This is a genomic window from Neisseria sp. RH3002v2f, from assembly GCF_014596375.1.
Taxonomy (GTDB): Bacteria; Pseudomonadota; Gammaproteobacteria; order Burkholderiales; family Neisseriaceae; genus Neisseria; species Neisseria cinerea.
Map to the genome: position 1 here is coordinate 1 of NZ_MAYZ01000025.1, position 24,434 is coordinate 24,434.

Sequence of the window (24,434 nt, forward strand, 5' to 3'; positions counted from 1 at the left end):
AAGAACCGAACTATACGCTTGAAGACGTATACGGTCAATACTTCATCTTATCTTTTTTTAATTATTTTCTCCATCTCGCTGTCTGATAAGGTTTTTTATTTCGCTACAAACCTCCTCCGGTTCGGAACTCACCCACCTCTCTCTTAATCTGCTTCCCTTTTTCTGTCATGTGGCTTGAAAATAACCAAAAGACAAATTTAGTCAGCAAACTGTTTTTTCATTCTCTCCCGACGCTCTTGCGCCTCTACGGATAAAGTGGCCGTCGGTCGCGCCATCAGCCGTTTCAGACCGATAGGCTCTCCTGTATCAGCACAGAACCCATAATCACCCTCATCTATATTGCGGATGGTTGCCTGTATTTTACTAAGGAGTTTACGCTCCCTATCCCGTGTACGAAGTTCCAATGCATACTCTTCCTCCTGCGTAGCACGGTCGGCAGGATCGGGGGCTGATTCATGTTCCTGGAGGTGTCCTGTCGTAACAGATGCATTCTCTATGAGTTCATCTTGCATTTTAACCAGCAATTCGCGAAAAAAAGCCAAATGATCGTCATTCATGTAATCATCTTCAGGCCCGTTCCAATTTAAAATATCTTGTTCTGTCAACTTTGCCATAATGTATCTCTTCTCGATCCATAGCAAAACAAAGCATAAAATAGCTTTATTTTATTGATTTTTATAAAAGTTATTGCATAATGTGTTTTTAAAGAACGCGCATGATAACATGTTTTGAATTTAAGTTTTTATTTTCTTTCCATTATTGATATTGCTGTTCCATTTCCTGTGAACGGCGCACACAGGCACAAACGCCTTCTTCTATCGCTTCGACAACGTGATGGAGGTTGAATGTTTCTATTGCTTCGTGCGTTGTTCCGCCTTTCGAGGTTACCTTTTGGCGGAGTTGCCCAAACTCTTCCCCCGTCTGTTCCGCAAGAGAAACTGCGCCTTTGAATGTTGCCAAACTGAGTGCGCGAGCCTCTTCTGCATTAAAACCCTGACCGATGGCGGCATTCTGCAAAGCATCCAGCAAATAAAACACATAAGCCGGCCCGCTGCCGCTGATGCCGGTAATGCTGTGCATTTGCGCTTCCTCTTCCAACCAAACGGTCAAACCGACTGATTTCATCATTTGATCGGCAATTTTGCGGTCTATTTCGGATACCTCCGTACCGGCATACATACCGGATACGCCCAGTCCTATTTTCCCTGGCGTATTCGGCATAACCCGGACAATGCGGCGTGTTCCCCCGAGGTAACGGCTGAGCGTATCAACCGACAATCCGGCTGCAACAGAAAGCACCAATACACCATTGGTGCGGATATTTTTGCACGCGGCTTCCATATCCTGCGGCTTGACGGCAAGAATCAAAACATCCCCCGAATGCAATTCCGGCAAGGTTGCCGAAGTTTCGACCCCCAACTCTTTTTCCAAACGTTTGCGTTTTTCCGCACCCCGATTGGCTATATGGATGCGGTATCCCCCTTGTTTAACCAATCCGCCTGCGATGGCCGCCGCCATATTGCCGCCGCCGAGAAAATAAACATTCATTATTTCTACCCTATTCAAAATTACCTTACTAAATTCATTCCCAATTTTTTTACCATCGGACGCGCTCGGACAGGCTGTTTCGCCGCAACCCCTGCTTTTCCAAACAGTCGAATCCTTCTTGCCTGAAGGTTTCGATTAAAGGCTGTTTGTCGCGTGTACGCCAATCCAACCCGCAGGCTTCAAACTTCCCTATTTTCCTGTAAAAGTAAGATCGTCGTGCGGATTCATATTCGTTTGCCCTGACAGAACGATTGCCGTCTGAAAGCGGTATCTCGTAGTCCTCTAAAGACGGCGGACTCTCGCCGCCAATATCCCAAAAATCGATGGCGGCAGGTTTTCTCGGCTTACACCAGCCGGACAGGGATGAACACTTATACCAACCCGCCAACTGACAGCCGGCTACCGTAAACATAAGCAATAACGCCATTGCCGTATATTTTATTGCCCGAATTTCCATCATCCCCTTTTCCCGAAAATCGCGCTGCCGATACGGACGTGTGTCGCACCGCACTCAATGGCGGCAGGCATATCGTCCGACATCCCCATAGATAGCACGTCCGCCTTAACGCCAGCCGTATTGAGATCAGAAAGCAGTTTCCGCATCGTTTGAAATTGCGCCTTCAATTCCGCTTCGCTGCCGCCGGCTTTGGCGACGCACATCAAGCCGCGTACGACGATATTCGGCAACTTCGCCACTTCGACCGCAAGCGCGACCGCTTCTTCAGGCGCAACACCGTGCTTTGCCGCCTCGCCCGCAATATTCACCTCGATACACACCTGCAAAGGTGGCATTGAGGAAGGGCGCTGTTCGCTCAAACGGCAGGCGGTTTTCAGACGGCATACGGTATGCACCCAATGCGCGCGTTCGGCGACAAATTTAGTTTTATTGGACTGCACATCGCCGATAACATGCCACACAATGTCAGGCAAATCCGCCAATTCTTCCGTTTTACCGTACCACTCCTGAATATAGTTCTCGCCGAAATCACGCTGTCCGGCAGCGTAAACTTCGCGGATGCCGTCTGAAGGGAAAGTCTTACTGACGGCAATCAGGCTGACAGAATGCGGCTTCCTGCCCGCCTGCAGAACCAATTTCCCGATACGGTCGGACACCTCCCGATAACGCTGTTGCAACACCGTCATAGATTATCCCCTATTAAAAATGATTAAACGGTTGAAACCCCTCCATTCAGGACGGTAGAATCAGGGTTGTTAGAACCATTCCAACCAATCGAAACATTATACTAAACAGAGCCGCATTATGCAGATTACCGACTTACTCGCCTTCGGCGTTAAAAACAAAGCATCCGACCTCCACCTGAGTGCGGATATGTCCCCCATGATCCGTGTCCACGGCGACATCCGCCGCATCAACCTTCCCGAAATGAGCGCAGAAGAAGTCGGCAACATGATCACCTCCGTCATGAACGATTACCAGCGCAAAGTTTACCAGCAAGATTTAGAGGTCGACTTTTCATTCGAACTGCCCAATGTCGCCCGTTTCCGCGTCAACGCCTTCAACACCGGACGCGGGCCTGCCGCCGTATTCCGCACCATTCCCAGCACCGTCCTTTCTCTGGAAGAACTAAGGGCTCCGCGCATTTTCCAAAAAATTGCCGAATCTCCGCGCGGCATCGTTTTAGTAACCGGTCCGACCGGTTCGGGCAAATCGACCACGCTTGCCGCGATGATTAACTACATCAACGAAACCCAACCGGCACACATCCTGACCATCGAAGATCCGATTGAATTCGTCCACCAAAGCAAAAGATCACTGATTAACCAGCGCGAACTGCACCAACACACCCACAGCTTTGCGAATGCCTTGCGTTCCGCACTGCGTGAAGACCCCGACGTTATCCTTGTCGGCGAGATGCGCGACCCCGAAACTATCGGTCTGGCACTGACCGCCGCCGAAACAGGGCACTTGGTTTTCGGTACGCTGCATACAACCGGTGCGGCAAAAACCGTCGACCGTATCGTAGACGTATTCCCCGCCGGAGAGAAAGAAATGGTGCGCTCCATGCTGTCAGAATCGCTGACCGCGGTCATCTCCCAAACCCTGCTGAAAACGCGCGACGGCAACGGCCGTGTCGCCGCACACGAAATCCTCATTTCCAATCCCGCCGTCCGCAACCTCATCCGCGAAAACAAAATCGCGCAAATCAATTCCGTCCTGCAGACTGGACAGGCAATCGGTATGCAGACCCTGGACCAATCGCTGCAATCACTCGTCCGCCAAGGCATGATTACCCCCGAAGTTGCGCGCAAACGCGCTCAAAACAGCGAAAGCCTGGGCATCTGACAAACACTGCCTTCAGACGGCAACATACCCTAAAACACCTTCCACGAGGGAAAACACAATGAGCGAAAACCAACTGCACGACATCTTAAGCGAAATGGTGCAGGTTTATTCACAAAAAAACCAAACCTGCATCGAAACCCCTGCAAAAATCGGCACGCACCTCCATCCCCTGCTCGACCGTATGTGTGAAGAAGCCGAAGCGCGCGGCGCATCCGACATCATTATCAGCAAAGGCTTTCCCCCATCCTTAAAAATCAACGGCACCCTGACCATACACCCCCACAAGGCGCTGACTGAGGAAGAGACTGCCGCTATTGCAGAATCGACCATGAATGCCGACCAACTGGAGACCTTTATCCGCGAACGCGAAATCAACTACTCCGTCCAATCGCGCAGCAACACGCGTTACCGCGTCAACGCACACTACCACCAAGGCTGCGTAGGCATCGTATTGCGCCGCATCAACCAACGCATTCCCGAAATGCAGGCACTGGGCTTGCCGGAAAAACTTAAAGAACTCTCTTTAGCCCCGCGGGGGTTGCTGATTATTGCCGGCCCGACCGGTTCGGGCAAATCGACCACCATGGCAACCATGCTCGAACACCGCAACCAGCAAACGCCCGGCCACATCATTACCATCGAAGACCCGATAGAGTTTATCTACAAACCGCGCCGTTGCATTTTCACACAACGCGAAATCGGCATCGATACTACCAACTGGCAGACCGCCGTACAAAACTCCATGCGCCAGTCGCCCGACGTCATCTGTATCGGCGAAGTCCGCAACAGGGAAAGCATGGAATATGCCATGCAGCTTGCCCAAACCGGCCACCTGTGCGTCTTCACCCTGCATGCCAACACCGCATCGCAGGCATTTGAGCGCATCCTCAACTTTTATCCCGAAGAGGCCCACAAACAAGTATTGACCGACCTCTCGCTCAACCTGACCGGCATCATCTGCCAACGCCTTGCAATCAAGAAAAACAAAGACGGGCGCACAGCCGTCGTCGACCTCTTGATCAACACGCCGGCAGTACAGGACCTTATCCTCAAAGGAGACATCATAGGTCTGCGCTCCCTCATGGAAAGCGCCCAAACCGACGGCATGCAGACCATGGACCAAAACCTCTTCAAACTCTACAACCAAAACATTATCGACTACGAAGAAGCACTGCGGCAGTCGGTATCCGCCAACGACCTGAGGCTGCGCATCCAGCTTTACGAAGAAGGCAGACACCCCGACCGCCTTTACGACAGGATTAACGACCTCAACCTCGTTTCCTGATTGGCGAAACACCCGATGCCGTCTGAAAACCCCTGCCGTTTTCAGACGGCATCGCTTCATCATCCGCATCCGTGTGCTACACTTCATTTACCTCATAACAATAAATCCGACAAACCCATGAAAGCCCTTCCGATCAAATCACTCCTCATCACCTCGCTGCCCGTTTTCGCCAGCGTCTTTACCGCCGCCGCCACCGTCCTGAAGATAGGCGAACCCAAGCTCGCCATGCCCTTCGTACTCGGCATTATTGCGGGCGGCCTTGTCGATTTGGACAACCGCCTGACCGGACGGCTGAAAAACATCATTGCCTCCGTCGCCCTGTTCACCCTCTCCTCGCTCACGGCGCAAAGCACCCTCGGCACAGGGCTGCCCTTCATCCTCGCCATGACCCTCATGACCTTCGGCTTCACCATTTTAGGCGCGGTCGGGCTCAAATACCGCACCTTCGCATTCGGCGCACTCGCCGTCGCCACCTACACCACCCTCACCTACACCCCCGATACCTACTGGCTGACCAACCCCTTTATGATTCTGTGCGGCACCGTACTGTACAGCACTGCCATCATCCTGTTCCAAATCATCCTGCCCCACCGCCCCGTTCAAGAAAACGTCGCCAACGCCTACGAAGCACTCGGCAACTACCTCGAAGCCAAAGCCGACTTTTTCGATCCCGACGAAGCCGAATGGATAGGCAACCGCCACATCGACCTCGCCATGAGCAACACCGGCGTCATCACCGCCTTCAACCAATGCCGTTCCGCCCTGTTTTACCGCCTTCGCGGCAAACACCGCCACCCGCGCACCGCCAAAATGCTGCGTTACTACTTTGCCGCCCAAGACATACACGAACGCATCAGCTCCGCCCACGTCGATTATCAGGAAATGTCCGAAAAATTCAAAAACACCGACATCATCTTCCGCATCCACCGCCTGCTCGAAATGCAGGGGCAGGCATGCCGCAATGCCGCCCAAGCACTCAGGGCGGGCAAAGACTACACATACAGCAAACGCCTCGGCCGCGCCATCGAAGGCTGCCGCCAGTCGCTGCGCCTCCTTTCAGACGGCAACGACAATCCCGACATCCGCCACCTCGGCCGCCTGCTCGACAACCTCGGCAGCGTCGACCAACAATTCCGCCAACTCCAGCACAACAGCCTGCAGGCGGAAAACGACCGCATGGGCGACACCCGCATCGCCGCCATAGAGACCGGCAGCCTCAAAAACACCTGGCAGGCAATCCGTCCGCAGCTGAACCTCGAATCAGGCGTATTCCGCCATGCCGTCCGCCTGTCCCTCGTCGTTGCCGCCGCCTGCACCATAGTCGAAGCCCTCAACCTCAACCTCGGCTACTGGATACTGCTGACCGCCCTTTTCGTCTGCCAGCCAAACTACACCGCCACCAAAAGCCGCGTCCGCCAGCGCATCGCCGGTACCGTACTCGGCGTAATCGTCGGCTCGCTCGTCCCCTACTTCACCCCGTCTGTCGAAACCAAGCTTTGGATCGTCATCGTCAGCACCACCCTATTCTTCATGACCCGCACCTACAAATACAGCTTCTCGACATTTTTCATCACCATTCAGGCACTGACCAGCCTGTCGCTTGCAGGGTTGGACGTATATGCCGCCATGCCCGTGCGCATCATCGACACCATTATCGGCGCATCCCTTGCCTGGGCGGCGGTCAGCTACCTGTGGCCCGACTGGAAATACCTCACGCTCGAACGCACCGCCGCCCTTGCCGTACGCAGCAACGGCGCCTATCTCGAAAAAATCACCGAACGCCTCAAAAGCGGTGAAACAGGCGACGACGTCGAATACCGCGCCACCCGCCGCCGCGCCCACGAACACACCGCCGCCCTCAGCAGCACCCTCTCCGACATGAGCAGCGAACCCGAAAAATTCGCCGGCAGCCTGCAACCCGGATTCACTCTTCTCAAAACCGGCTACGCCCTGACCGGCTATATTTCCGCCCTCGGCGCATACCGCAGCGAAATGCACGAAGGATGCAGCCCCGACTTTACAGGCAGGTTTTACCGTGCCGCGGAACATGCCGCACACATCTTCCAAAACCTGCCCGACATGGAACCCGACCGCTTCGACGCCGAATTAGACAGCCTGCGCGGAGAGCTTGACAGCCTGCGCGCACAAAGCGTCGGCGCGCAAAGCCACATTTTCCTCCAACAGCTCCAGCTCATCGCCCGACAGCTCGAACCCTACTACCGCGCCTACCGCCAAATTCCGCACAGGCAGCCCCAAAACGCCGCCTGAAGGGAAAATCAGCCGCCTGATGCGCCACCCATGCCGCATCAGGGCGGTTTTCCGCCCGTTCGGAACGAAAAAATGCCGTCTGAAACAGGTTCAGACGGCATTTTGCCGCAGGAGGCAGACCGTGGATTACGGACGGGCTTAACGGCGGCAGACGGCAGGCAGCGACCTCGGCTCTATCGTCCCGCCGCACACCCAGGTAATGATGCCGCTTTCGCTATCGCGCGTGGGCGACAGCGTCAGCATTTTGCCCTTGTGATACCCTTTATCGAAGGGTACGGAAATTTTCGCAGTATCCGCCTCGACGGTAACGCCGCCATGCCGGATATACGTCCCGCCCATCCTGGCGGCCGCGCTGCCGATGCCGCCCGACGGGGAAACTTCCGCCGCGTCGGGCAGATGGTTGTAAATAGAGGCATAAATTCCGATTTCGGTTTTCAGCTCATCCAACAGATAGTAGGTTTCGGCAACCTGCGCCCTAGCCGCATAGTCTTGATAGGCAGGCAGGGCGAGCATGGTCAGTATCCCCAAGATTGCCGTTACGATCATCAGCTCGATCAGCGTAAACCCGTAAGGTTTGTTCTTCATATTTATATTTTTTATGGTTAGTTTATCCGCATGATTATAATCGATATTCCCGCCGCCCCCCAACTTTTCCGCCATCATTCGGCAATAGGCGGCCATACGGGGAAGGCGAACGGAAACCCAAAACGCGCTCCAAAATAAAAAATGCCGTCTGAAACAGCCTCAGACGGCATCTTTTATTTCTGACAAGGTATTACCCCTGCCTTATCCAATCGCCAATCCTATTATTTAGGGTTTAGGCTCAGGTCGGCAGTTTGCAGGAACGTGTTTTTGATCACCGGCAGTAGCCAAACAAGTCCAGTTGATAGGAGCCTCTAAGTCAGCTTGTGCAGGGGTCAAAGTAAATACAGGTTGTACTTTAGCACCGGTATCTTTAGTGGTTACAGTGATTACACCATTATTACCAACAGCGATAGATGCTACATATTTAGTACCGTTTGCAGGGAAAGTATAACCGCTATTAGCAGCTTTAACTTTTGCCAAACCACCCAAAGAAGCGGCAGTTTCCGCTACTGCCAATTTAGCAGGCGCAGCCAGGTTCAGGCCTTCGGATACTTTGGCGCGGATGGTGTAGTCTTGGTATGCAGGGAATGCGATAATGGCCAGAATACCCAGGATGGCGATAACGATCATCAGCTCGATCAGGGTGAAACCTTTTTGGATTGCTTTCATGGGATAACTCCTAAGTTTAAAGTTTAAGTGAAAAATAAAATGTTTTTCGGCATCTGCCAAAAAATTGTCAAACCCGTAATGTATTTGACCCGAGGTCTTTTTTACTTTGCCTTTCGGCTTGTCTTTCTTCCAGCAAACGGCGTGCCAAAATCTTACCAAACGCTGCATTTTTTAAATTTTTTTATTATTTTATTGTTTTTAAAATATATTTTTATTATTTTGATTTTCTTTTCGCAATTTTTTGAAAGGGCGTGTACGGCGGAGGACTGACGTTTTTGGTCACTTCTGACATTTTTAGTCAGTTTTAGGCTGACGTTTTTTGTCATGTGCCGTTTTTTGTCAGTTTGGGATGACGTTTTTTGTTATGTGCCGTTTTTTTGTCGGTTGGGCGCGGCGTTTCGGTCGGGCTGTTTCCCTGATGCAAAAAAATCCGCCGTTTCCGATGGGGCGGAAAGGGTGGCGGTTTGCCCCGTTACCGTTGCGGCCGCCGTGTTCGGCAGGCAGGTGTAAGGCGGGCACAGGCGGGAAAAGGGGAATCAGGCGGTTTTGTTTTTAAGGGGGAGCTTGATGTGGGGTTTAGCGGGTTTCGGGGCTTCTTTCAAGCCCAGCTCGATTTGCTGCTCCTCGCTCAAAAGGTTGCTCCAGTCGCCTTTTTTATACCAGTCGCGCCCGTCCAGCTCGATGGGGTGTTGAATGCGCTCGCAGCCGTTGCCGCACTGCAAATCGTCTTCGCGGCAATATTTGTCGCACCCCCAGCAGATGCGCTCGGGGTTTTTAGGGAATATGGGGAATTTTTTCGCCATGATATGTGCCTCGTTTTTTTTATTGGATGAAATTATAGGGGATGCGGCGGCAACGGTTTCAGGTTTATACGTTTTTTACGCGCAGGGGTTAAGGTTTGTGAAATACTGTATGAGGCGGTTTCGGTATTTTATACGGTAAATGTGTCAGGCACGGGGGAGTTTTTGGGGATAAGGTGGGGGAGTTGGTATGGATTGGTATGAATTGGTGGGCTAAAGCCCACCGACTCCGCCAATTTTCACCAATTTCCACTACCGATTCCGCCACCTCCCTCAAACACCAACCTGCCGTTTTCAGACGGCATTTAGGCTCAATCCAGCAGTGCGTCGATAAACGCGCGCGCGTCAAACGGACGCAAATCGTCTATGCCTTCGCCCACGCCGATGTAGCGGACAGGAACTGGGCGGTCGGAGGCAAGCGCGGCGAGGATACCGCCTTTTGCCGTGCCGTCTAGCTTGGTAACGATTAAACCAGTCAGCCCCAATGCGTCGTCAAAGGCTTTGACTTGGTTGACGGCGTTTTGCCCGATGTTGGCATCAAGCACGACGATGATCTCGTGCGGCGCATCAGGCATGGCTTTTTGCAGCACGCGTTTCACTTTTTTGATTTCTTCCATCAAGTGAAGCTGCGTGGGCAGGCGGCCGGCGGTGTCGGCAAGCACGATGTCGATGCCGCGCGCTTTCGCGGCTTGGACGGCATCGAAACAAACTGCAGCGGAATCGCCTGTGGTTTGCGAAATCACGGTTACGTTGTTGCGCTCGCCCCAAGCTTGAAGCTGCTCGCGCGCGGCGGCACGGAAAGTATCGCCTGCCGCCAGCAATACGGATTTACCCTGCGCTTGGAAATATTTGGCGAGTTTGCCGATGGAGGTAGTTTTGCCCGCGCCGTTGATGCCCGCAAGCATGATGACGAACGGCTCTTTGGTTTCGGGCAAGACCAGCGGTTTTTCCAGAGGCTTAATCAGGTCGTACAAGGCTTCTTTCAACGCGCCGCGCAATTCGTTGCCGTCTTTGAGCCCTTTGAGGCTGACGCGGTCGCGCACGTCTTTCATCAGGTATTCGGTGGCTTCCATACCCATATCGCTGGTAATCAGCACGGTTTCCAGCTCTTCGTACAAATCTTCGTCGATTTGCCCGCCGCCGAACACGCCGGCCAGCGATTTCGCCATTTTGTCGCGCGATTTGGTCAGGCCTTGTTTCAAACGTGCAGCCCAACTGAGCTTGTGTTCTTCAGTTGTCGCAACAGCTTCCGCAACGGCTTCTTGAACTTGCTCGACAGCTTCGCTGACGGTTTCGGTCACAGCTTCTTTCGCCGCTTCGACTTGTTCCGCTGCTTTTTCCGCAACCTCAGCCGCTTCAGATGGCATCTCGGCAACGACTTCCTTTACTTGTTCAACCGCACCGCTGACGGTTTCGGCAACGGCTTCTTTTACCGCCTCTGCCTGTTCTGCCACTTCTTCAGCAACCTCAGCCGCTTCAGACGGCATCTCGGCAACGGCTTTCTTTACTTGTTCAACCGCACCGCTGACGGTTTCAACAGCCGATTCGACCTGCCCTTTGACGCTTACTGTTAAAGATTTAGCATCTTCTTTAATATTTTCAACTATTTGAGCAACTTCGGATTCTACTTTTGCTGCGATTTCCTGAATTTGAGCCTCCTCAGGAGCCGGAGTTTCCTGTTTTTTCTTGCGACGGAAGAAGCTGAACATTGAATTTTCCTTTTAATTTTAGAAACTTGAAATAGGGAGTATTGTAGCGTATTTTACGCGGCAAGGTTGTCTGAAAATCCGGGCTGTAAGGTTTCGGCATCTCAAACGTCTAATCATACAAACCGTCCACACAGGAAACATCAAAATGAAACCCCGTACTTTCTTTTCCCTTTGCGCCAAGTTCGGCTGCCTGTTTGCGCTGGGTGCTTGTTCGCCCAAAATCGCCGATGCCGAAGCCGCGACCGTGCCGCACACTTTATCCACTTTGAAAACCGCGGACAACCGCCCCGCCGATGTTTATTTGAAAAAAGACAAACCGACGCTGATTAAATTTTGGGCAAGTTGGTGTCCTTTGTGTTTGTCCGAATTGGGACAAACCGAAAAATGGGCGCAAGATACAAAATTCGGCTCTGCCAACCTGATTACCGTTGCCTCGCCCGGCTTTCTGCACGAGAAAAAAGACGGCGACTTCCAGAAATGGTATGCCGGTTTGAACTATCCCAAGCTGCCCGTCGTCACCGACAACGGCGGCACCATCGCCCAAAGCCTGAACATCAGCGTTTATCCTTCTTGGGCGTTAATCGGTAAAGACGGCGACGTACAGCGCATCGTCAAAGGCAGCATCAACGAAGCGCAGGCATTGGCGTTAATCCGCGACCCGAATGCCGATTTAGGTCGTCTGAAAAACGCGTTCTACAAACCCGACACACAGAAAAAGGATTCAAAAATCATGAACACGCGCACCATCTATCTCGCCGGCGGCTGCTTCTGGGGCTTGGAAGCCTATTTCCAACGCATAGACGGCGTGGTTGACGCAGTATCAGGCTACGCCAACGGCAAAACGAAAAATCCGAGCTACGAAGACGTGTCCTACCGCGACACGGGCCATGCCGAGACAGTCAAAGTCACCTACGATGCTGACAAACTCAGCCTCGACGACATCCTGCAATATTTCTTCCGCGTCGTTGACCCGACCAGCCTTAACAAACAAGGCAACGACACCGGCACGCAATACCGCAGCGGCGTGTACTACACCGACCCCGCCGAAAAAGCCGTCATCGCCGCCGCCCTCAAACGCGAGCAGCAAAAATACCAACAGCCCCTCGTCGTCGAAAACGAGCCGCTGAAAAACTTCTACGACGCCGAGGAATACCATCAGGACTACCTGATTAAAAACCCCAACGGCTATTGCCACATCGACATCCGCAAAGCCGACGAACCGCTGCCGGGCAAAACCAAAACCGCTCCGCAAGGCAAAGGCTTCGACGCGGCGACGTATAAAAAACCCAATGATGCCGAACTCAAACGCATCCTGACCGAAGAGCAATACCAAGTTACCCAACACAGCGCAACTGAATACGCTTTCAGCCACGAATACGACCATCTGTTCAAACCCGGCATTTATGTGGACGTTGTCAGCGGCGAACCCCTGTTCAGCTCCGCCGACAAATTCAATTCCGGCTGCGGCTGGCCGAGCTTCACCCGCCCGATTAACGCCGCCGCCGTTACCGAACACGACGATTTCAGCTACAACATGCGCCGCACCGAAGTGCGCAGCCATGCTGCCGATTCGCACTTGGGACACGTCTTCGCCGACGGCCCGCAAGACAAAGGCGGACTGCGCTACTGCATCAACGGCGCGAGCCTGAAATTCATCCCACTGGAACAAATGGACGCGGCAGGCTACGGCGCATTGAAAGGCAAAGTGAAATAAGCCTCATCGCCGCCTAACCCGACAAAATGCCGTCTGAAACCCGAAACGTTTCAGACGGCATTTTTTATCCGATGGGGATTTTGTTCAGACGGCATCGCCGCCGTTTTCAATCAGCCCAGCCAACCTTTCCAAAGCAAAGGCGACAGCCTGCGCGCGGACGGATTCGCGATTGCCGTCAAAACAGCGTATTTCTTCACAACTTCCGCTCGGAAAGACAAACCCGAACCAAACCGTACCGACTGGTTTGCTTTCACTGCCGCCGCCCGGGCCGGCAATGCCGGAAATACTGACGGCGTAATCCGCCTGCGCCACGGCTTTCGCGCCGCGCGCCATCTCATAGACGGTTTGGCGGCTGACCGCTCCGTGTTCGAGCAGGGTTTCGGGCAACACGCCCAAGCGGTCTTCTTTGGCTCGGTTGCTGTATGTTACAAAACTTTGTTCAAACCATTGCGAACTGCCTGCCACACTGGTAAATGCGGCGGCAAGCAGCCCTCCCGTGCAGGATTCGGCACAGGTTACGGTTTCGCGCTTTATGGTCAGGTTTCGGGCGATGGTGTTTAACGCTTCCATTCCTACTGCTCCTTTTTCAGACGGCATTTTTTACTTCAATACCGTTTTAATCCAGCGTCCGACCCAGCCTCGCTGTTTGGCGTTGATGTCGGCACGGGAAGGGGAATCCGTGTGCGTCGGAGCTTGTGCAAAACGGAATACTTCGGGCAGCGGCGTGTTTTTGACGGCCGGGTAAACCCACATCTCGGACGAAACGGCACGTTGCACTTCACCGCTTTGCAGCCACTGAACGAGTTTTGCCGCCAATTCCGGCTGCTTCGCCCCCTTCAATACCGCCGCGCCTTCAACCTGACGGAATACGCCGCCTTTTAAAAACAGGTTGCCCGTCGGCGGCTCGCTGTATTTACCTTTGGAAAAATACACTTCCGCCGCAGGGCTGGCTGCATAACCGACTACCAGCGGATAAGCTCCGCCGTTGTGCGAAAAGTCGGTGTAATACGCCTCGCTCCAGCCTTTAGCGACCTTCACGCCGTTCTGACGCATCTGCGCCCACCATTTGAACGCACCCGCCTCGCCCATGCTGCCAATGTTCGCCATCAGGAAGGACAATCCGGGCGACGAGGTAGCGGGCGACGGCGTAACCAGCAGGTTTTTATATTCAGGACGGGTTAAGTCCTGCAAGGTTTTGGGCAGCGGCAGCTTTTTCTCGGCAAACCATTTTTTGTCGTAATTGAGTGTTACATAACCGTAATCAACCGCCAAAACCGAAGGCAGGCCGACCGAAACCGGCAGGGATTTTGGCTGCTCATCCGCCAAAACGCCCATTTCCCGCGCCTTACCGATATTGGCATTGTCCAAACCGTACACCGCGTCGGCAATCGGATTGGCGCGGCTTAAAATCAGTTTGTTGAGCATTTCGTTTGCATTGCCAGCCTGAATAACGGACACTTTCGCATTGTTTTCCCGTTCGAAACGCGCAATCACCCCTTTGGGCAGGCTGAACGACTTGTGCGCCGCAAGCCTGACCTCCGTCTGAGCCTGCATATATGCCGAAACCGACAGCAGCGGCAGCAGCCAGATTTTCCGTTTCATCCTTCATCCTCCTTAATTCGCTGTAAAATGCCATCATAACAAATTTTCACGGTTCAACATGCAAGAAAATCCGACCGTGTGGCTGTTCGACCTCGACAACACGCTGCACGATGCCGACGCAGGCATCTTCACACTCATCAACCGCGCCATGACCGGCTACATCGCGCAACGCCTCCGACTCTCCGACCAGGCCGCGTCCGACCTGCGTCAGGAATATTGGCACCGTTACGGCGCAACGCTTGCCGGCCTGCAAATCCACCACCCCGAAATCGACATTGCGGAGTTTTTACGCGAAAGTCATCCGATTGACGAGATCTTGCCCCGGCTGCACGGTATGCCGGAAACACAAAACACCCTGAGCCGCCTAAAAGGGCGTAAGGCGGTTTTTTCCAACGGGCCTTCTTTTTATGTCCGCGCCGTTTCAGACGCACTCGGTTTGACGGAAAGCTTCAACGCACTTTTCGGCACAGACGATTTCGGGCTGCTCTACAAACCCAATCCGCAAGCCTACCTCAACGTCTGCCGCCTGCTGGACGTACCGCCCGAACGCTGCGTGATGGTGGACGACAGCGCCGACAACCTGCATCAGGCAAAGGCGCTGGGCATGAAAACCGTCTGGTTCGGTGCAAAATCACACGCGCTGCCCTTTATCGACGCCTCCGTAAGCGATATGGCGCAACTGGCACAGTATGCAGAAACTTTGTCAGAACACCGCCAAACTCATTACAATACCCCCTAAACCCCGAAAATACGAAAGAAAAGCCATGCGTAAAACCTTCCTTATCCTGATGACTGCCGCCTCCGTACTGTCGGGCTGCTCATGGGAAACCTACCGGAACGAAAACGGCAAAACCGCCGTCCGTCAAAAATATCCTGCCGGTACACCCGTTTATTACCAAGACGGCAGCTACTCGAAAAATATGAACTACAACCAATACCGCCCCGAACGCCATGCCGTGTTGCCCAACCAAACTGACGGTTCCGAACAAGGCGTACGCGGACAGAACTGGCAAAAGCCCAAATTTCAAAACCGATAAATCCCCTCCATGCCGTCTGAAGCCGCTTCAGACGGCATGGCACAGGAAACCGTCATGCCGCAAAACACTTTAAACATCGTCATCCTCGCCGCCGGCAAAGGCACGCGCATGTATTCCAAAATGCCCAAAGTGCTGCACCGCATCGGCGGCAAGCCCATGGTCGGGCGCGTTATCGACACCGCCGCCGCGCTGAATCCGCAAAACATCTGCGTCGTCATCGGCCACGGCAAAGACCAAGTTTTAGACACCGTCAAACGCGACGTCGTCTGGGTCGAACAAACCGAACAGCTCGGCACCGGCCACGCCGTCAAAACCGCCCTGCCGCACCTGTCTGCCGAAGGCCGCACGCTGGTGCTGTACGGCGACGTCCCCCTGATTGACGTTGAAACCCTCGAAACCCTGCTCGAAGCCGCAGGCAACGAAGTCGGCCTGTTGACCGACGTGCCCGCCGACCCAACAGGATTGGGCCGCATCATCCGCAACAGCAACGGCAGTGTAACCGCCATCGTCGAAGAAAAAGACGCCGACGCCGCCCAAAAAGCCGTGAAAGAAATCAATACCGGCATTTTGGTTCTGCCCAACGCCAAACTGGAAAACTGGCTGAACAGCCTCTCCAGCAACAATGCCCAAGGCGAATACTATCTGACCGACCTCATCGCCAAAGCCGTTGCCGACGGCATCAAAGTTCATCCCGTCCAAGTCCGCTCCTCCTACCTCGCCGCCGGAGTGAACAACAAACTCCAGCTCGCCGAACTCGAACGCATCTTCCAAACCGAACAGGCTCAAGAATTGCTCAAAGCAGGCGTTACCCTGCGCGACCCGGCGCGTTTCGATTTACGAGGCCGTCTGAAACACGGGCAAGATGTCGTGATTGATGTGAACTGTATCTTTGAAGGCGAAGTCGAACTCGGCGACAACGTCGAAATCGGTGCTAACTGCGTCATCAAAAACGCCAAAATCGGTGCCAACAGCAAAATCGCTCCCTTCTCCCACCTCGAAGACTGCGAAGTCGGCGAAAACAACCAAATCGGCCCCTATGCCCGCCTGCGTCCGCAAGCCCGCCTTTCAGACGACGTACACATCGGCAACTTCGTCGAAATCAAAAACGCCGCCATCGGCAAAGGCACCAAAGCCAACCACCTCACCTACATAGGCGATGCCGAAGTCGGCAGCAAAACCAACTTCGGCGCAGGTACGATTATTGCCAACTACGACGGCGTGCACAAACACAAAACCGTCATCGGCGACGAAGTACGCATCGGTTCAAACTGCGTACTGGTTGCCCCTGTCACACTGGGCAACAAAGTAACCACAGGCGCAGGCAGCGCGATTACCCGCAATGTCGAAGACAACAAACTCGCCCTCGCCCGCGCCCGCCAAACCGTCATCGAAGGCTGGGTGAGGCCGGAAAAAGACAAACAATAAAGCCATGCCGTCTGAAGCCGGTTTCAGGTTTCAGACGGCATCACCCCCCTCCGATATCAGATAAGGACTGCAAACCATGTCATTACCCCCATGCCCGCAATGCGCCTCCGAATACACCTATGAAGACGGCGGACAATACATCTGCCCCGAATGCGCCTACGAATGGAATGAAACCGAATCCGCCGCCGACCTTGCGGCGGAAGTGCTCGATGCCAACGGCGCGGCGCTGCAAAACGGCGATACCGTCATCCTCATCAAAGACCTCAAGGTAAAAGGCAGCTCGATGGTGATCAAACAAGGTACAAAGGTCAAAGGCATACGCCTGCAGGAAGGCGATCACAACATCGGCTGCAAAATCGACGGCAGCGCGATGAATTTAAAATCCGAATTCGTCAAAAAAGCCTGACCGTCCAAAACAAGAAACGCCGTCCGAACCCGTTTGGCAAGGTTCGGACGGCGTTTTTTATATGGCGGATTTATACGCCCAGCAGCCCTTGTCCCAAGAATCCGCCTTTTTCCACGCCGGGCAGCACGAAGAAATAGCCGCCGCCGAAGGGGCTGATGTATTCTTCCAGCGGTTCGCCGTTGAGGAGGTTTTGCACGAAGATGAATCCGTCGGCAAGGTTTGCCTGATAGCAGACGAACACCAGCCCGACATCAAGCTGTCCGCTTGAGGCGAGTCCGCGCGAATAGTTGTAGGCGCGGCGGAAGAGGCGGTGTTTTTTGAGGAATTCGGGATCGCGCGGATTCGCTAGGCGTATATGGCTGTCTTTGGGCGTGATATCACCCTCGGGGTCTTTGGCAAAATCCGGTTGGTCGGCTTCTTTTTTGCCGTCCATCGGCGTGCCGCTGTATTTTCGCCGCCCGAAAATGTCGGTTTGCTCTTGAAGCGGAGTCCTGTCCCAAAACTCGACAAAGTGGCGGATAAGGCGGACTGCCTGATAGCTGCCGTTTTTCGCCCACTCCGGTTCGTCTAGGCTGTTGGCGGCCACACCCGTCCACAAAACCTCGTCGGCAGTTTTGGGGTCGGAAACTTTGGGGTTGCCCGTACCGTCACGGAAGCCCAACAGGTTGCGCGCCGCCATCGCGCCGGGTTCGGATTTGGGCTGCCACCCGTCGATACTCCAGCGGATAACGGCGGTTTGGGCGGTGTGTTTGATGATGTCGCGCAGGGCGGCTTGGCAGGTTTCAGGGGTAAAGGCGCATATTTGCAGGCTCAAATCGCCGTCACACCAGCTTTTTTGCAGCTTATCGTTGGGGAAGTCGCGCATTTCCTGCAAATGAACCGGTTTTTTGTCTTTGAGTCCGAATCGTCCGTCAAACAGGCTGCTGCCCACCCCCACGGTAACGGTCAATCCGTCGGGGTTGAAGGCTTTGCCCAAAATGCCGCTGCCGGCGGGCGGAAGTTTGTCGTCGCCGTCTTGGTATTCGCCGCCTTGGGTAAGAAACTCGATACGGGCGGTCAGCGTGCGGAACAGGTTTTCCAGCTGCTTGGCGTTTTGCGCGGTAACGTCGAAGGCGCACATGATGGAAAATGCCTGCTGCGGCGTAACAATGCCTGCCTGGTGTTCTCCGTAGCAGGGATAGGCTTGGGGCGAGTGTTGAATTTCGGCGGTGCGTTCGGCGGTTTCGCCCTGTTTTTTGCCGCCGAGATAACCTCCGATTGCGCCGACTGCTCCGGCGGCAAGGGCGGTTTTAAAGAGGGTGCGCCTGGTCGGTTGTGTCGGGTTGTTCGTACTCATGTTTTATCCTTTGTTTAAACTCTGTATCCGATACGGCGGAACGCAGGGAACGGAAACCTCCGCCTTTTTCAATACCTTTCCGCTTTTACAGATAAAATTTCAGACGGCATCTGTCGCCAAATGCCGTCTGAACGCTTAAGGCTTATTTCAAACCAAGTATGCCGCGAAGTTGGGCAAGGTCTTCGGCAAGCGCGTTAACGGGGGCTTGCAGCGCTTTGCGGTCGGCTTCGCTCAGCTTGTCGTAGGTTTCAAAACCGTCTTTGGTCCGGTATTTCGCCAGAATTTCGTTGACCTGTTTGAAGTTGGTATCGGTTTTTTCCAACAAGGCTTTGTTTTTGGCCTCAATCAGCGGACGGAACAAATCGACGATTTTTTTCGAACCGTCCACATTGGCTTGGAAGTCGCTCAAATCGGTATGGCTGTACCGGTCTTCTTCGCCGCTGATTTTACTGCCCGCCACTTCTTCAATCAGTTCGGATGCACCGCCGACCACATTGCCCGGAGGAAACGCTAATGCGTCGATTTCTTTTTGCAAGGCTTCGACATCAGCCATCAGTTTCGCTGCAATTTCCTTCACGCCGGATACGTCTTTTTCTACCCAAAGGGCGTGTTCGATACGGTGGAAGCCGGTAAACCCGGCATCTTTCGCGCCGTCTTTGAAGTCGTCTTCACGCGCATCGATGACGGGGTCGAGTTCGCTGAAAAGCTCGGCAATCGGTTCGATGCGTTCGTAATGGACGCGGGTGGCGGCAAACAGGGATTTCGCCTTTTCAATGTCGCCTGCTTTGACGGCTTCGGTAAAGGTTTTGGTTTTCGCCACCAGCTCTTTAACTTCGCCTTGAACGTAGGCTTTATAGTCGGCGAGCGGTTGGGACAGTTTTTCCAAATCCGCTTCGTTGGCAGTGCCTTTAAAGCCGCTGTCGGTTACCACCAGCTTGCCGCGCGGATTGGTCAAAAGGCCACAAGTCATTTCGTATTCGCCCGGCAGCAGGGTGACGGTCATTTTGTCGGAAAGTCCGGGGGCGATATTTTCGCGCTCGTCCACCACCATCACGCCCTTCAGGATTTCCCATTCGAGCTTGCGTCCGCTGTTGTTTTTAATATTGAACACAACCTGTCCGCTCGGTACGGTCAGCTCCATCGGTTCGCAAGCGTTGTCGTTTACGGCGATACTGACCGAACCGCCCTCGTTGGCGGCTTGCGCCTCACCGGACGCTGCCGGCGCAGCTTTCTCCGCCTCCGGCGGCTGGCACGCGGTCAAACCTAAGGCAAGCATAACGGACAATGCAGTCAAATTGAATTTTCTCATTTCAGTTCCTCTTTACGGGTTAAAGTTTCAGACGGCCTGCTGCCGCGCAAAAACCAAGTCATGACAGGAATAAGGTACAGCAGCCAAACCAAGGCCTCGCCCTGCGTCGGATGGTCGGTATAGCCGAAAAATCCGCCGAGCAGCACACCTAACGGACTGTCTTCGTGTAAATATTTTGATGAGTCGAACACAATGTCCTGAAGCGAGTTCCAAACGCCCGCCTCATGCAGCGCGCGCAGCGAACCGGCAAGCAGTCCGGCGGCAACAACAATCAGAAACGCCCCCGTCCAACGGAAAAACTTCGCCAGATTCAGGCGCATCCCGCCCTGATAAATCAACGCGCCGATAACGGCGGCAGCCAAAACCCCCGCTACCGCACCAGCCGGCATCTGCCACGTCGGGCTCTGTTTGAATACGGCAAGCAGGAAAAAAACGCTCTCCAGACCTTCGCGCGCCACGGCAAGAAACGCCATACCGACCAAGGCCCATCCTTGGCCGCTGCCACGGTTCAAAGCCGCCTGCACAGAATCCTGAAGCTGCTGCTTCATCGAACGCGCCGCCTTTTTCATCCATAAAATCATATAAGTCAGCATGGCAACGGCAACCAAACCGATGATGCCGACGACAAACTCCTGCTGCTTCTGGGGAATCTCGCCCGTTGCCGAATGGATTCCGTACCCCAGCCCCAAACACATCAAAGAAGCAAGAACAACCCCGAACCAGACCTTAGGCATCAGTTTCGAATGACCGGACTGCTTCAGAAAACCTGCAACGATACCGACGATGAGCGCAGCTTCGATACCCTCGCGCAACATAATTAAAAAAGCAACCAGCATAAGTATCAGTTTATAAGTAAATGGACGGCATATTATCAGAACATTTATATGACTTGTAAATAAGAATACAAACTATTTTCCTTTATTTTTAGACCACCCCGAACCGGAAAACTTCAGGGCTGTGTTAAAATCCCCTTTTTTTAAACCTTTAAGAAATCAGTCTCTTGAAAATCCGACTCAAGGGTTTCAACGGCATTGCTCCATTATGAAAAAATACCTGTTTCAAACGGCGCTGTTCGGCATGGTTGCCGCCATTCTTGCCGCCTGTCAAAGCAAAAGCATCCAAACCCTCCCGATTCCCGATACATCCGTTATTCAAGGCCCCGACCGCCCTGCGGGTACCCCTTTTCCCGCCGGTACGGCAATTTCGGGCGGAGGGGCGGTTTACACGGCGGTTCCTCACGACAGCCTGCCGCACTGGAGCGCGCAAAACTTTACCCAGAGCCTGCAGTCTTTCAGGCTCGGCTGCTCAAGTTTGAAAAATCGCCAAGGCTGGCAGGATGTGTGTGCCCAAGCCTTTCAAACCCCCGTGCAACATTTGCCGGCAAAATACTTTTTTGAACGCTATTTCACCCCTTGGCAGGTTGCAGGCAACGGAAGCCTTGCCGGCACGGTTACCGGCTATTACGAACCGGTACTGCAAGGGGATGACAGACGGACAGCCCAAGCCCGCTTCCCTATTTACGGCATTCCCAATGATTTTATTTCCGTCCCGCTGCCTGCAGGTTTGAGGAGCGGAAAAAACCTTGTCCGCATCAGGCAGACGGGAAAAAACAGCGGCACAATCGACAATGCCGGCGGCACACATACCGCCGACCTCTCCCAATTCCCCATCACCGCGCGCACAACGGCAATCAAAGGCAGGTTTGAAGGAAGCCGCTTCCTCCCTTACCACACGCGAAACCAAATCAACGGCGGTGCACTTGACGGCAAAGCCCCCATCCTCGGCTATGCCGAAGACCCCGTCGAACTTTTTTTCATGCACATACAAGGCTCGGGCCGTCTGAAAACTCCGTCCGGCAAATACATCCGCATCGGCTATGCCGACAAAAACGAGCATCCGTATGTTTCCATCGGAAAATACATGGCGGATAAGGGCTACCTCAAACTCGGACAAACCTCCATGCAGGGCATTAAGTCTTATATGCAGCAAAATCCGCAACGCCTCGCCGAAGTTTTGGGGCAAAACCCTAGCTATGTCTTTTTCCGCGAGCTTGCCGGAAGCAGTAATGACGGTCCCGTCGGCGCACTGGGCACTCCGCTGATGGGGGAATATGCCGGCGCAGTCGACCGGCACTACATTACCTTGGGCGCACCCTTATTTGTCGCCACCGCCCACCCGGTTACCCACAAAGCACTCAACCGCCTGATTATGGCGCAGGATACCGGCAGCGCGATTAAAGGCGCGGTGCGCGTGGATTATTTCTGGGGTTACGGCGACGAAGCAGGGGAAACGGCAGGTAAAATGAAAGAACCGGGTTACGTCTGGCAGCTTCTGCCCAACGGCATGAAACCCGAATACCGGCCGTAAACCGGCAAAACAATGCCGTCTGAAACCTTCAGACGGCATTTTGCTGTTTTCCGACACGGAAGGCGGTTTATAATCCGAAGCGGAAGGTGCGGCACGGGAGCCGTCCGCGCCTGTTTTTTCAACCTGATACTAAGGAACAGTCATGTGCGGTATCGTCGGCGCCATCCGCGCCCATCACAACGTCGTCGATTTTCTGACCGACGGCCTCAAACGCCTCGAATACCGGGGGTATGATTCATCAGGCATTGCCGTCAATACCGACGGCAACATCAAGCGCGTGCGCCGTGTCGGCCGGGTTCAGTTGATGGAAGACGCGGCCCGTGAAAAAGGAATAGCGGGCAGCATCGGCATCGGACATACGCGCTGGGCGACACACGGCGGCGTTACCGAGCCGAACGCCCACCCGCACATCAGCGGCGGTATGATTGCCGTCGTACACAACGGCATTATCGAAAACTTTGAAAGCGAACGCGAACGTTTGGAAGGTTTAGGATACCGTTTTGAATCTCAAACAGATACCGAGGTCATCGCACACAGCATCAATCACGAATACGCGCAAAACGGCGGCAGGCTGTTTGAAGCCGTGCAATCCGCATCCGCCCGTTTCCACGGCGCATATGCGATTGCCGTCATGGCTCAGGACAACCCGGACGAGATGGTCGTGGCGCGTATGGGCTGCCCGCTTTTAGTCGCTTTGGGCGACGATGAAACCTTTATCGCTTCGGACGTGTCCGCCGTCATCGCCTTTACGCGCCGCGTGGCGTACCTCGAAGATGGCGACATCGCACTGCTGGCTTCAGACGGCATCAAAAGGCTGACCGATAAAAGCGGCCTGCCCGCCGAACGCAAAGTCAAGGTATCCGAACTCTCACTTGCCTCTTTGGAGCTGGGGCCGTACAGCCACTTTATGCAAAAGGAAATCCACGAGCAACCGCGCGCGATTGCGGACACGGCGGAAGTTTTCCTCGACGGCGGCTTCATCCCCGAAAACTTCGGTAAAGACGCCAAAAGCGTATTTGAAAGCATCCGCAGCGTCAAAATCCTTGCCTGCGGCACTTCCTATTATGCCGCGCTGACCGCCAAATACTGGCTCGAATCCATCGCCAAAATTCCGACCGATGTCGAAATTGCCAGCGAATACCGATACCGCAGCGTGATTGCCGATCCGGACCAACTGGTCATTACCATTTCCCAATCCGGTGAAACGCTGGATACGATGGAGGCTTTGAAATACGCCAAATCCTTGGGACACCGCCACAGCCTCTCCATCTGCAACGTGATGGAATCCGCCCTGCCGCGCGAAAGCAGCCTCGTGCTTTATACCCGTGCCGGTGCGGAAATCGGCGTCGCCTCGACCAAAGCATTTACCACGCAGCTGGTCGCGCTGTTCGGTTTGGCGGTAACGCTGGCGAAAGTGCGCGGTTTGGTTTCCGAAGAAGACGAAGCGCGTTACACCGAAGAACTCCGCCAACTTCCCGGCAGCGTGCAGCACGCTTTGAACCTCGAACCTCAAATTGCCGCTTGGGCGCAACAGTTTGCCAAGAAAACCAGCGCGCTGTTTTTGGGGCGCGGCATCCATTACCCGATTGCCCTCGAAGGCGCGTTGAAGCTGAAGGAAATCACCTACATTCACGCCGAAGCCTATCCTGCCGGCGAGCTGAAACACGGGCCGCTCGCCTTAGTAGACGAAAACATGCCCGTCGTCGTCATCGCGCCCAACGACAGCCTGTTGGACAAAGTCAAAGCCAATATGCAGGAAGTCGGCGCGCGCGGCGGCGAACTTTTCGTCTTTGCCGACCTCGACAGCAATTTTAATGCCACCGAAGGCGTGCACGTTATCCGCGCACCGCGCCACGTCGGCGAATTATCCCCCGTCGTGCATACCGTCCCCGTGCAGCTCCTCGCCTACCACACCGCCCTCGCACGCGGCACGGATGTGGACAAACCGCGTAACCTAGCGAAATCCGTAACCGTCGAATAACTCCCGCCGTTTTGCAAAAATGCCGTCTGAAGCCCGATTTTTCAGGCTTCAGACGGCATTTCCCAGTTTGATTTGCGGTATAATCCGC

General features: G+C 54.1%; 23 protein-coding genes. 10 read left to right on the top strand and 13 right to left on the bottom strand.

The annotated features are described in order from the left end of the window. Nucleotides 1–197: 197 nt before the first annotated feature. The 4 genes from dksA to BBW69_RS08775 all read right to left on the bottom strand — a co-directional run bounded on the left by dksA (nt 198) and on the right by BBW69_RS08775 (nt 2,691). Complete coding sequence (gene dksA / locus BBW69_RS08760; RefSeq protein WP_111727515.1) at nt 198–614, bottom strand: RNA polymerase-binding protein DksA; 417 nt, start codon at nt 612–614, stop codon at nt 198–200. A gap of 142 nt (nt 615–756) precedes the next feature. Then, on the bottom strand, nt 757–1,566 hold the full coding sequence (gene proC / locus BBW69_RS08765) for a pyrroline-5-carboxylate reductase (protein WP_223169991.1): 810 nt from the start codon (nt 1,564–1,566) through the stop codon (nt 757–759). A gap of 31 nt (nt 1,567–1,597) precedes the next feature. Then, nucleotides 1,598–2,005, bottom strand: a complete 408-nt coding sequence (locus BBW69_RS08770) for an RNA-binding protein (protein ID WP_107997323.1) — start codon at nt 2,003–2,005, stop codon at nt 1,598–1,600. Continuing rightward, nucleotides 2,005–2,691, bottom strand: coding sequence for a YggS family pyridoxal phosphate-dependent enzyme (locus tag BBW69_RS08775; RefSeq protein ID WP_107860306.1), 687 nt, complete (start codon nt 2,689–2,691; stop codon nt 2,005–2,007). The genes BBW69_RS08770 and BBW69_RS08775 overlap by 1 nt, the downstream gene beginning before the upstream one ends. A 118-nt stretch (nt 2,692–2,809) precedes the next feature. On the opposite strand from BBW69_RS08775, the gene BBW69_RS08780 reads away from it, so the two are divergent. The 3 genes from BBW69_RS08780 to yccS all read left to right on the top strand — a co-directional run bounded on the left by BBW69_RS08780 (nt 2,810) and on the right by yccS (nt 7,406). Next, nucleotides 2,810–3,853 (top strand): type IV pilus twitching motility protein PilT, encoded by a 1,044-nt coding sequence (locus tag BBW69_RS08780; RefSeq protein ID WP_188211053.1) that lies wholly within the window; start codon nt 2,810–2,812, stop codon nt 3,851–3,853. A gap of 58 nt (nt 3,854–3,911) precedes the next feature. Then, nucleotides 3,912–5,138 carry a PilT/PilU family type 4a pilus ATPase gene (locus tag BBW69_RS08785; protein WP_188211054.1) on the top strand — a complete coding sequence of 409 codons (1,227 nt, stop codon included), beginning with the start codon at nt 3,912–3,914 and terminating at the stop codon, nt 5,136–5,138. A 117-nt stretch (nt 5,139–5,255) separates the two neighbouring features. After that, nucleotides 5,256–7,406, top strand: a complete 2,151-nt coding sequence (yccS, locus tag BBW69_RS08790) for a YccS family putative transporter (protein ID WP_188211131.1) — start codon at nt 5,256–5,258, stop codon at nt 7,404–7,406. Between the two features lie 138 nt (nt 7,407–7,544). On the opposite strand, the gene BBW69_RS08795 is transcribed toward yccS, so the two are convergent. The 4 genes from BBW69_RS08795 to ftsY all read right to left on the bottom strand — a co-directional run bounded on the left by BBW69_RS08795 (nt 7,545) and on the right by ftsY (nt 11,169). Further along, nucleotides 7,545–7,991, bottom strand: a complete 447-nt coding sequence (locus BBW69_RS08795; protein WP_188211055.1) for a pilin — start codon at nt 7,989–7,991, stop codon at nt 7,545–7,547. A 225-nt stretch (nt 7,992–8,216) separates the two neighbouring features. After that, entirely contained in the window at nt 8,217–8,660 is a 444-nt protein-coding gene (locus BBW69_RS08800; protein ID WP_107961033.1) for a pilin, read from the bottom strand. Nucleotides 8,661–9,196: 536 nt separating this feature from the next. Continuing rightward, complete coding sequence (locus tag BBW69_RS08805) at nt 9,197–9,463, bottom strand: DUF3079 domain-containing protein (protein WP_019271767.1); 267 nt, start codon at nt 9,461–9,463, stop codon at nt 9,197–9,199. A 308-nt stretch (nt 9,464–9,771) separates the two neighbouring features. Beyond that, nucleotides 9,772–11,169: a signal recognition particle-docking protein FtsY gene (gene ftsY, locus BBW69_RS08810; RefSeq protein WP_188211056.1), complete on the bottom strand. Its 1,398-nt coding sequence runs from the start codon at nt 11,167–11,169 to the stop codon at nt 9,772–9,774. A 145-nt stretch (nt 11,170–11,314) separates the two neighbouring features. On the opposite strand from ftsY, the gene msrAB reads away from it, so the two are divergent. Continuing rightward, nucleotides 11,315–12,883 (top strand): bifunctional peptide-methionine (S)-S-oxide reductase MsrA/peptide-methionine (R)-S-oxide reductase MsrB, encoded by a 1,569-nt coding sequence (gene msrAB, locus BBW69_RS08815; RefSeq protein ID WP_188211057.1) that lies wholly within the window; start codon nt 11,315–11,317, stop codon nt 12,881–12,883. An 84-nt stretch (nt 12,884–12,967) separates the two neighbouring features. On the opposite strand, the gene BBW69_RS08820 is transcribed toward msrAB, so the two are convergent. Both BBW69_RS08820 and BBW69_RS08825 read right to left on the bottom strand, forming a co-directional pair. After that, nucleotides 12,968–13,453: a CinA family protein gene (locus BBW69_RS08820; RefSeq protein WP_188211132.1), complete on the bottom strand. Its 486-nt coding sequence runs from the start codon at nt 13,451–13,453 to the stop codon at nt 12,968–12,970. Between the two features lie 30 nt (nt 13,454–13,483). Further along, on the bottom strand, nt 13,484–14,485 hold the full coding sequence (locus BBW69_RS08825) for a thiamine ABC transporter substrate-binding protein (protein ID WP_188211058.1): 1,002 nt from the start codon (nt 14,483–14,485) through the stop codon (nt 13,484–13,486). A gap of 58 nt (nt 14,486–14,543) precedes the next feature. Between BBW69_RS08825 and BBW69_RS08830 the strand changes: the two genes are divergently transcribed. The 4 genes from BBW69_RS08830 (at nt 14,544) to BBW69_RS08845 (ending at nt 17,353) form a co-directional block, all read left to right on the top strand. Next, nucleotides 14,544–15,224 carry a pyrimidine 5'-nucleotidase gene (locus BBW69_RS08830; protein ID WP_188211059.1) on the top strand — a complete coding sequence of 227 codons (681 nt, stop codon included), beginning with the start codon at nt 14,544–14,546 and terminating at the stop codon, nt 15,222–15,224. Between the two features lie 25 nt (nt 15,225–15,249). Further along, nucleotides 15,250–15,522, top strand: a complete 273-nt coding sequence (locus BBW69_RS08835; protein ID WP_188211060.1) for a spore cortex protein — start codon at nt 15,250–15,252, stop codon at nt 15,520–15,522. Nucleotides 15,523–15,576: 54 nt separating this feature from the next. Further along, nucleotides 15,577–16,947, top strand: a complete 1,371-nt coding sequence (glmU, locus tag BBW69_RS08840) for a bifunctional UDP-N-acetylglucosamine diphosphorylase/glucosamine-1-phosphate N-acetyltransferase GlmU (RefSeq protein WP_188211133.1) — start codon at nt 15,577–15,579, stop codon at nt 16,945–16,947. A 76-nt stretch (nt 16,948–17,023) separates the two neighbouring features. Continuing rightward, nucleotides 17,024–17,353 carry a zinc ribbon domain-containing protein YjdM gene (locus BBW69_RS08845; protein ID WP_188211061.1) on the top strand — a complete coding sequence of 110 codons (330 nt, stop codon included), beginning with the start codon at nt 17,024–17,026 and terminating at the stop codon, nt 17,351–17,353. Between the two features lie 70 nt (nt 17,354–17,423). Here BBW69_RS08845 and efeB read toward each other — a convergent pair whose 3' ends face one another. The 3 genes from efeB to efeU all read right to left on the bottom strand — a co-directional run bounded on the left by efeB (nt 17,424) and on the right by efeU (nt 20,834). Then, nucleotides 17,424–18,689: an iron uptake transporter deferrochelatase/peroxidase subunit gene (efeB, locus tag BBW69_RS08850; protein WP_188211062.1), complete on the bottom strand. Its 1,266-nt coding sequence runs from the start codon at nt 18,687–18,689 to the stop codon at nt 17,424–17,426. A 142-nt stretch (nt 18,690–18,831) separates the two neighbouring features. Continuing rightward, on the bottom strand, nt 18,832–19,998 hold the full coding sequence (efeO, locus tag BBW69_RS08855; RefSeq protein ID WP_188211063.1) for an iron uptake system protein EfeO: 1,167 nt from the start codon (nt 19,996–19,998) through the stop codon (nt 18,832–18,834). Continuing rightward, nucleotides 19,995–20,834 (bottom strand): iron uptake transporter permease EfeU, encoded by an 840-nt coding sequence (efeU, locus tag BBW69_RS08860; RefSeq protein ID WP_188211064.1) that lies wholly within the window; start codon nt 20,832–20,834, stop codon nt 19,995–19,997. Before efeU ends, efeO begins: the two co-directional genes overlap by 4 nt. 205 nt (nt 20,835–21,039) lie before the next feature. Between efeU and BBW69_RS08865 the strand changes: the two genes are divergently transcribed. Beyond that, on the top strand, nt 21,040–22,365 hold the full coding sequence (locus BBW69_RS08865) for a murein transglycosylase A (RefSeq protein WP_188211065.1): 1,326 nt from the start codon (nt 21,040–21,042) through the stop codon (nt 22,363–22,365). A 142-nt stretch (nt 22,366–22,507) separates the two neighbouring features. Next, nucleotides 22,508–24,346, top strand: coding sequence for a glutamine--fructose-6-phosphate transaminase (isomerizing) (glmS, locus tag BBW69_RS08870; RefSeq protein ID WP_188211066.1), 1,839 nt, complete (start codon nt 22,508–22,510; stop codon nt 24,344–24,346). Nucleotides 24,347–24,434: the final 88 nt, after the last annotated feature.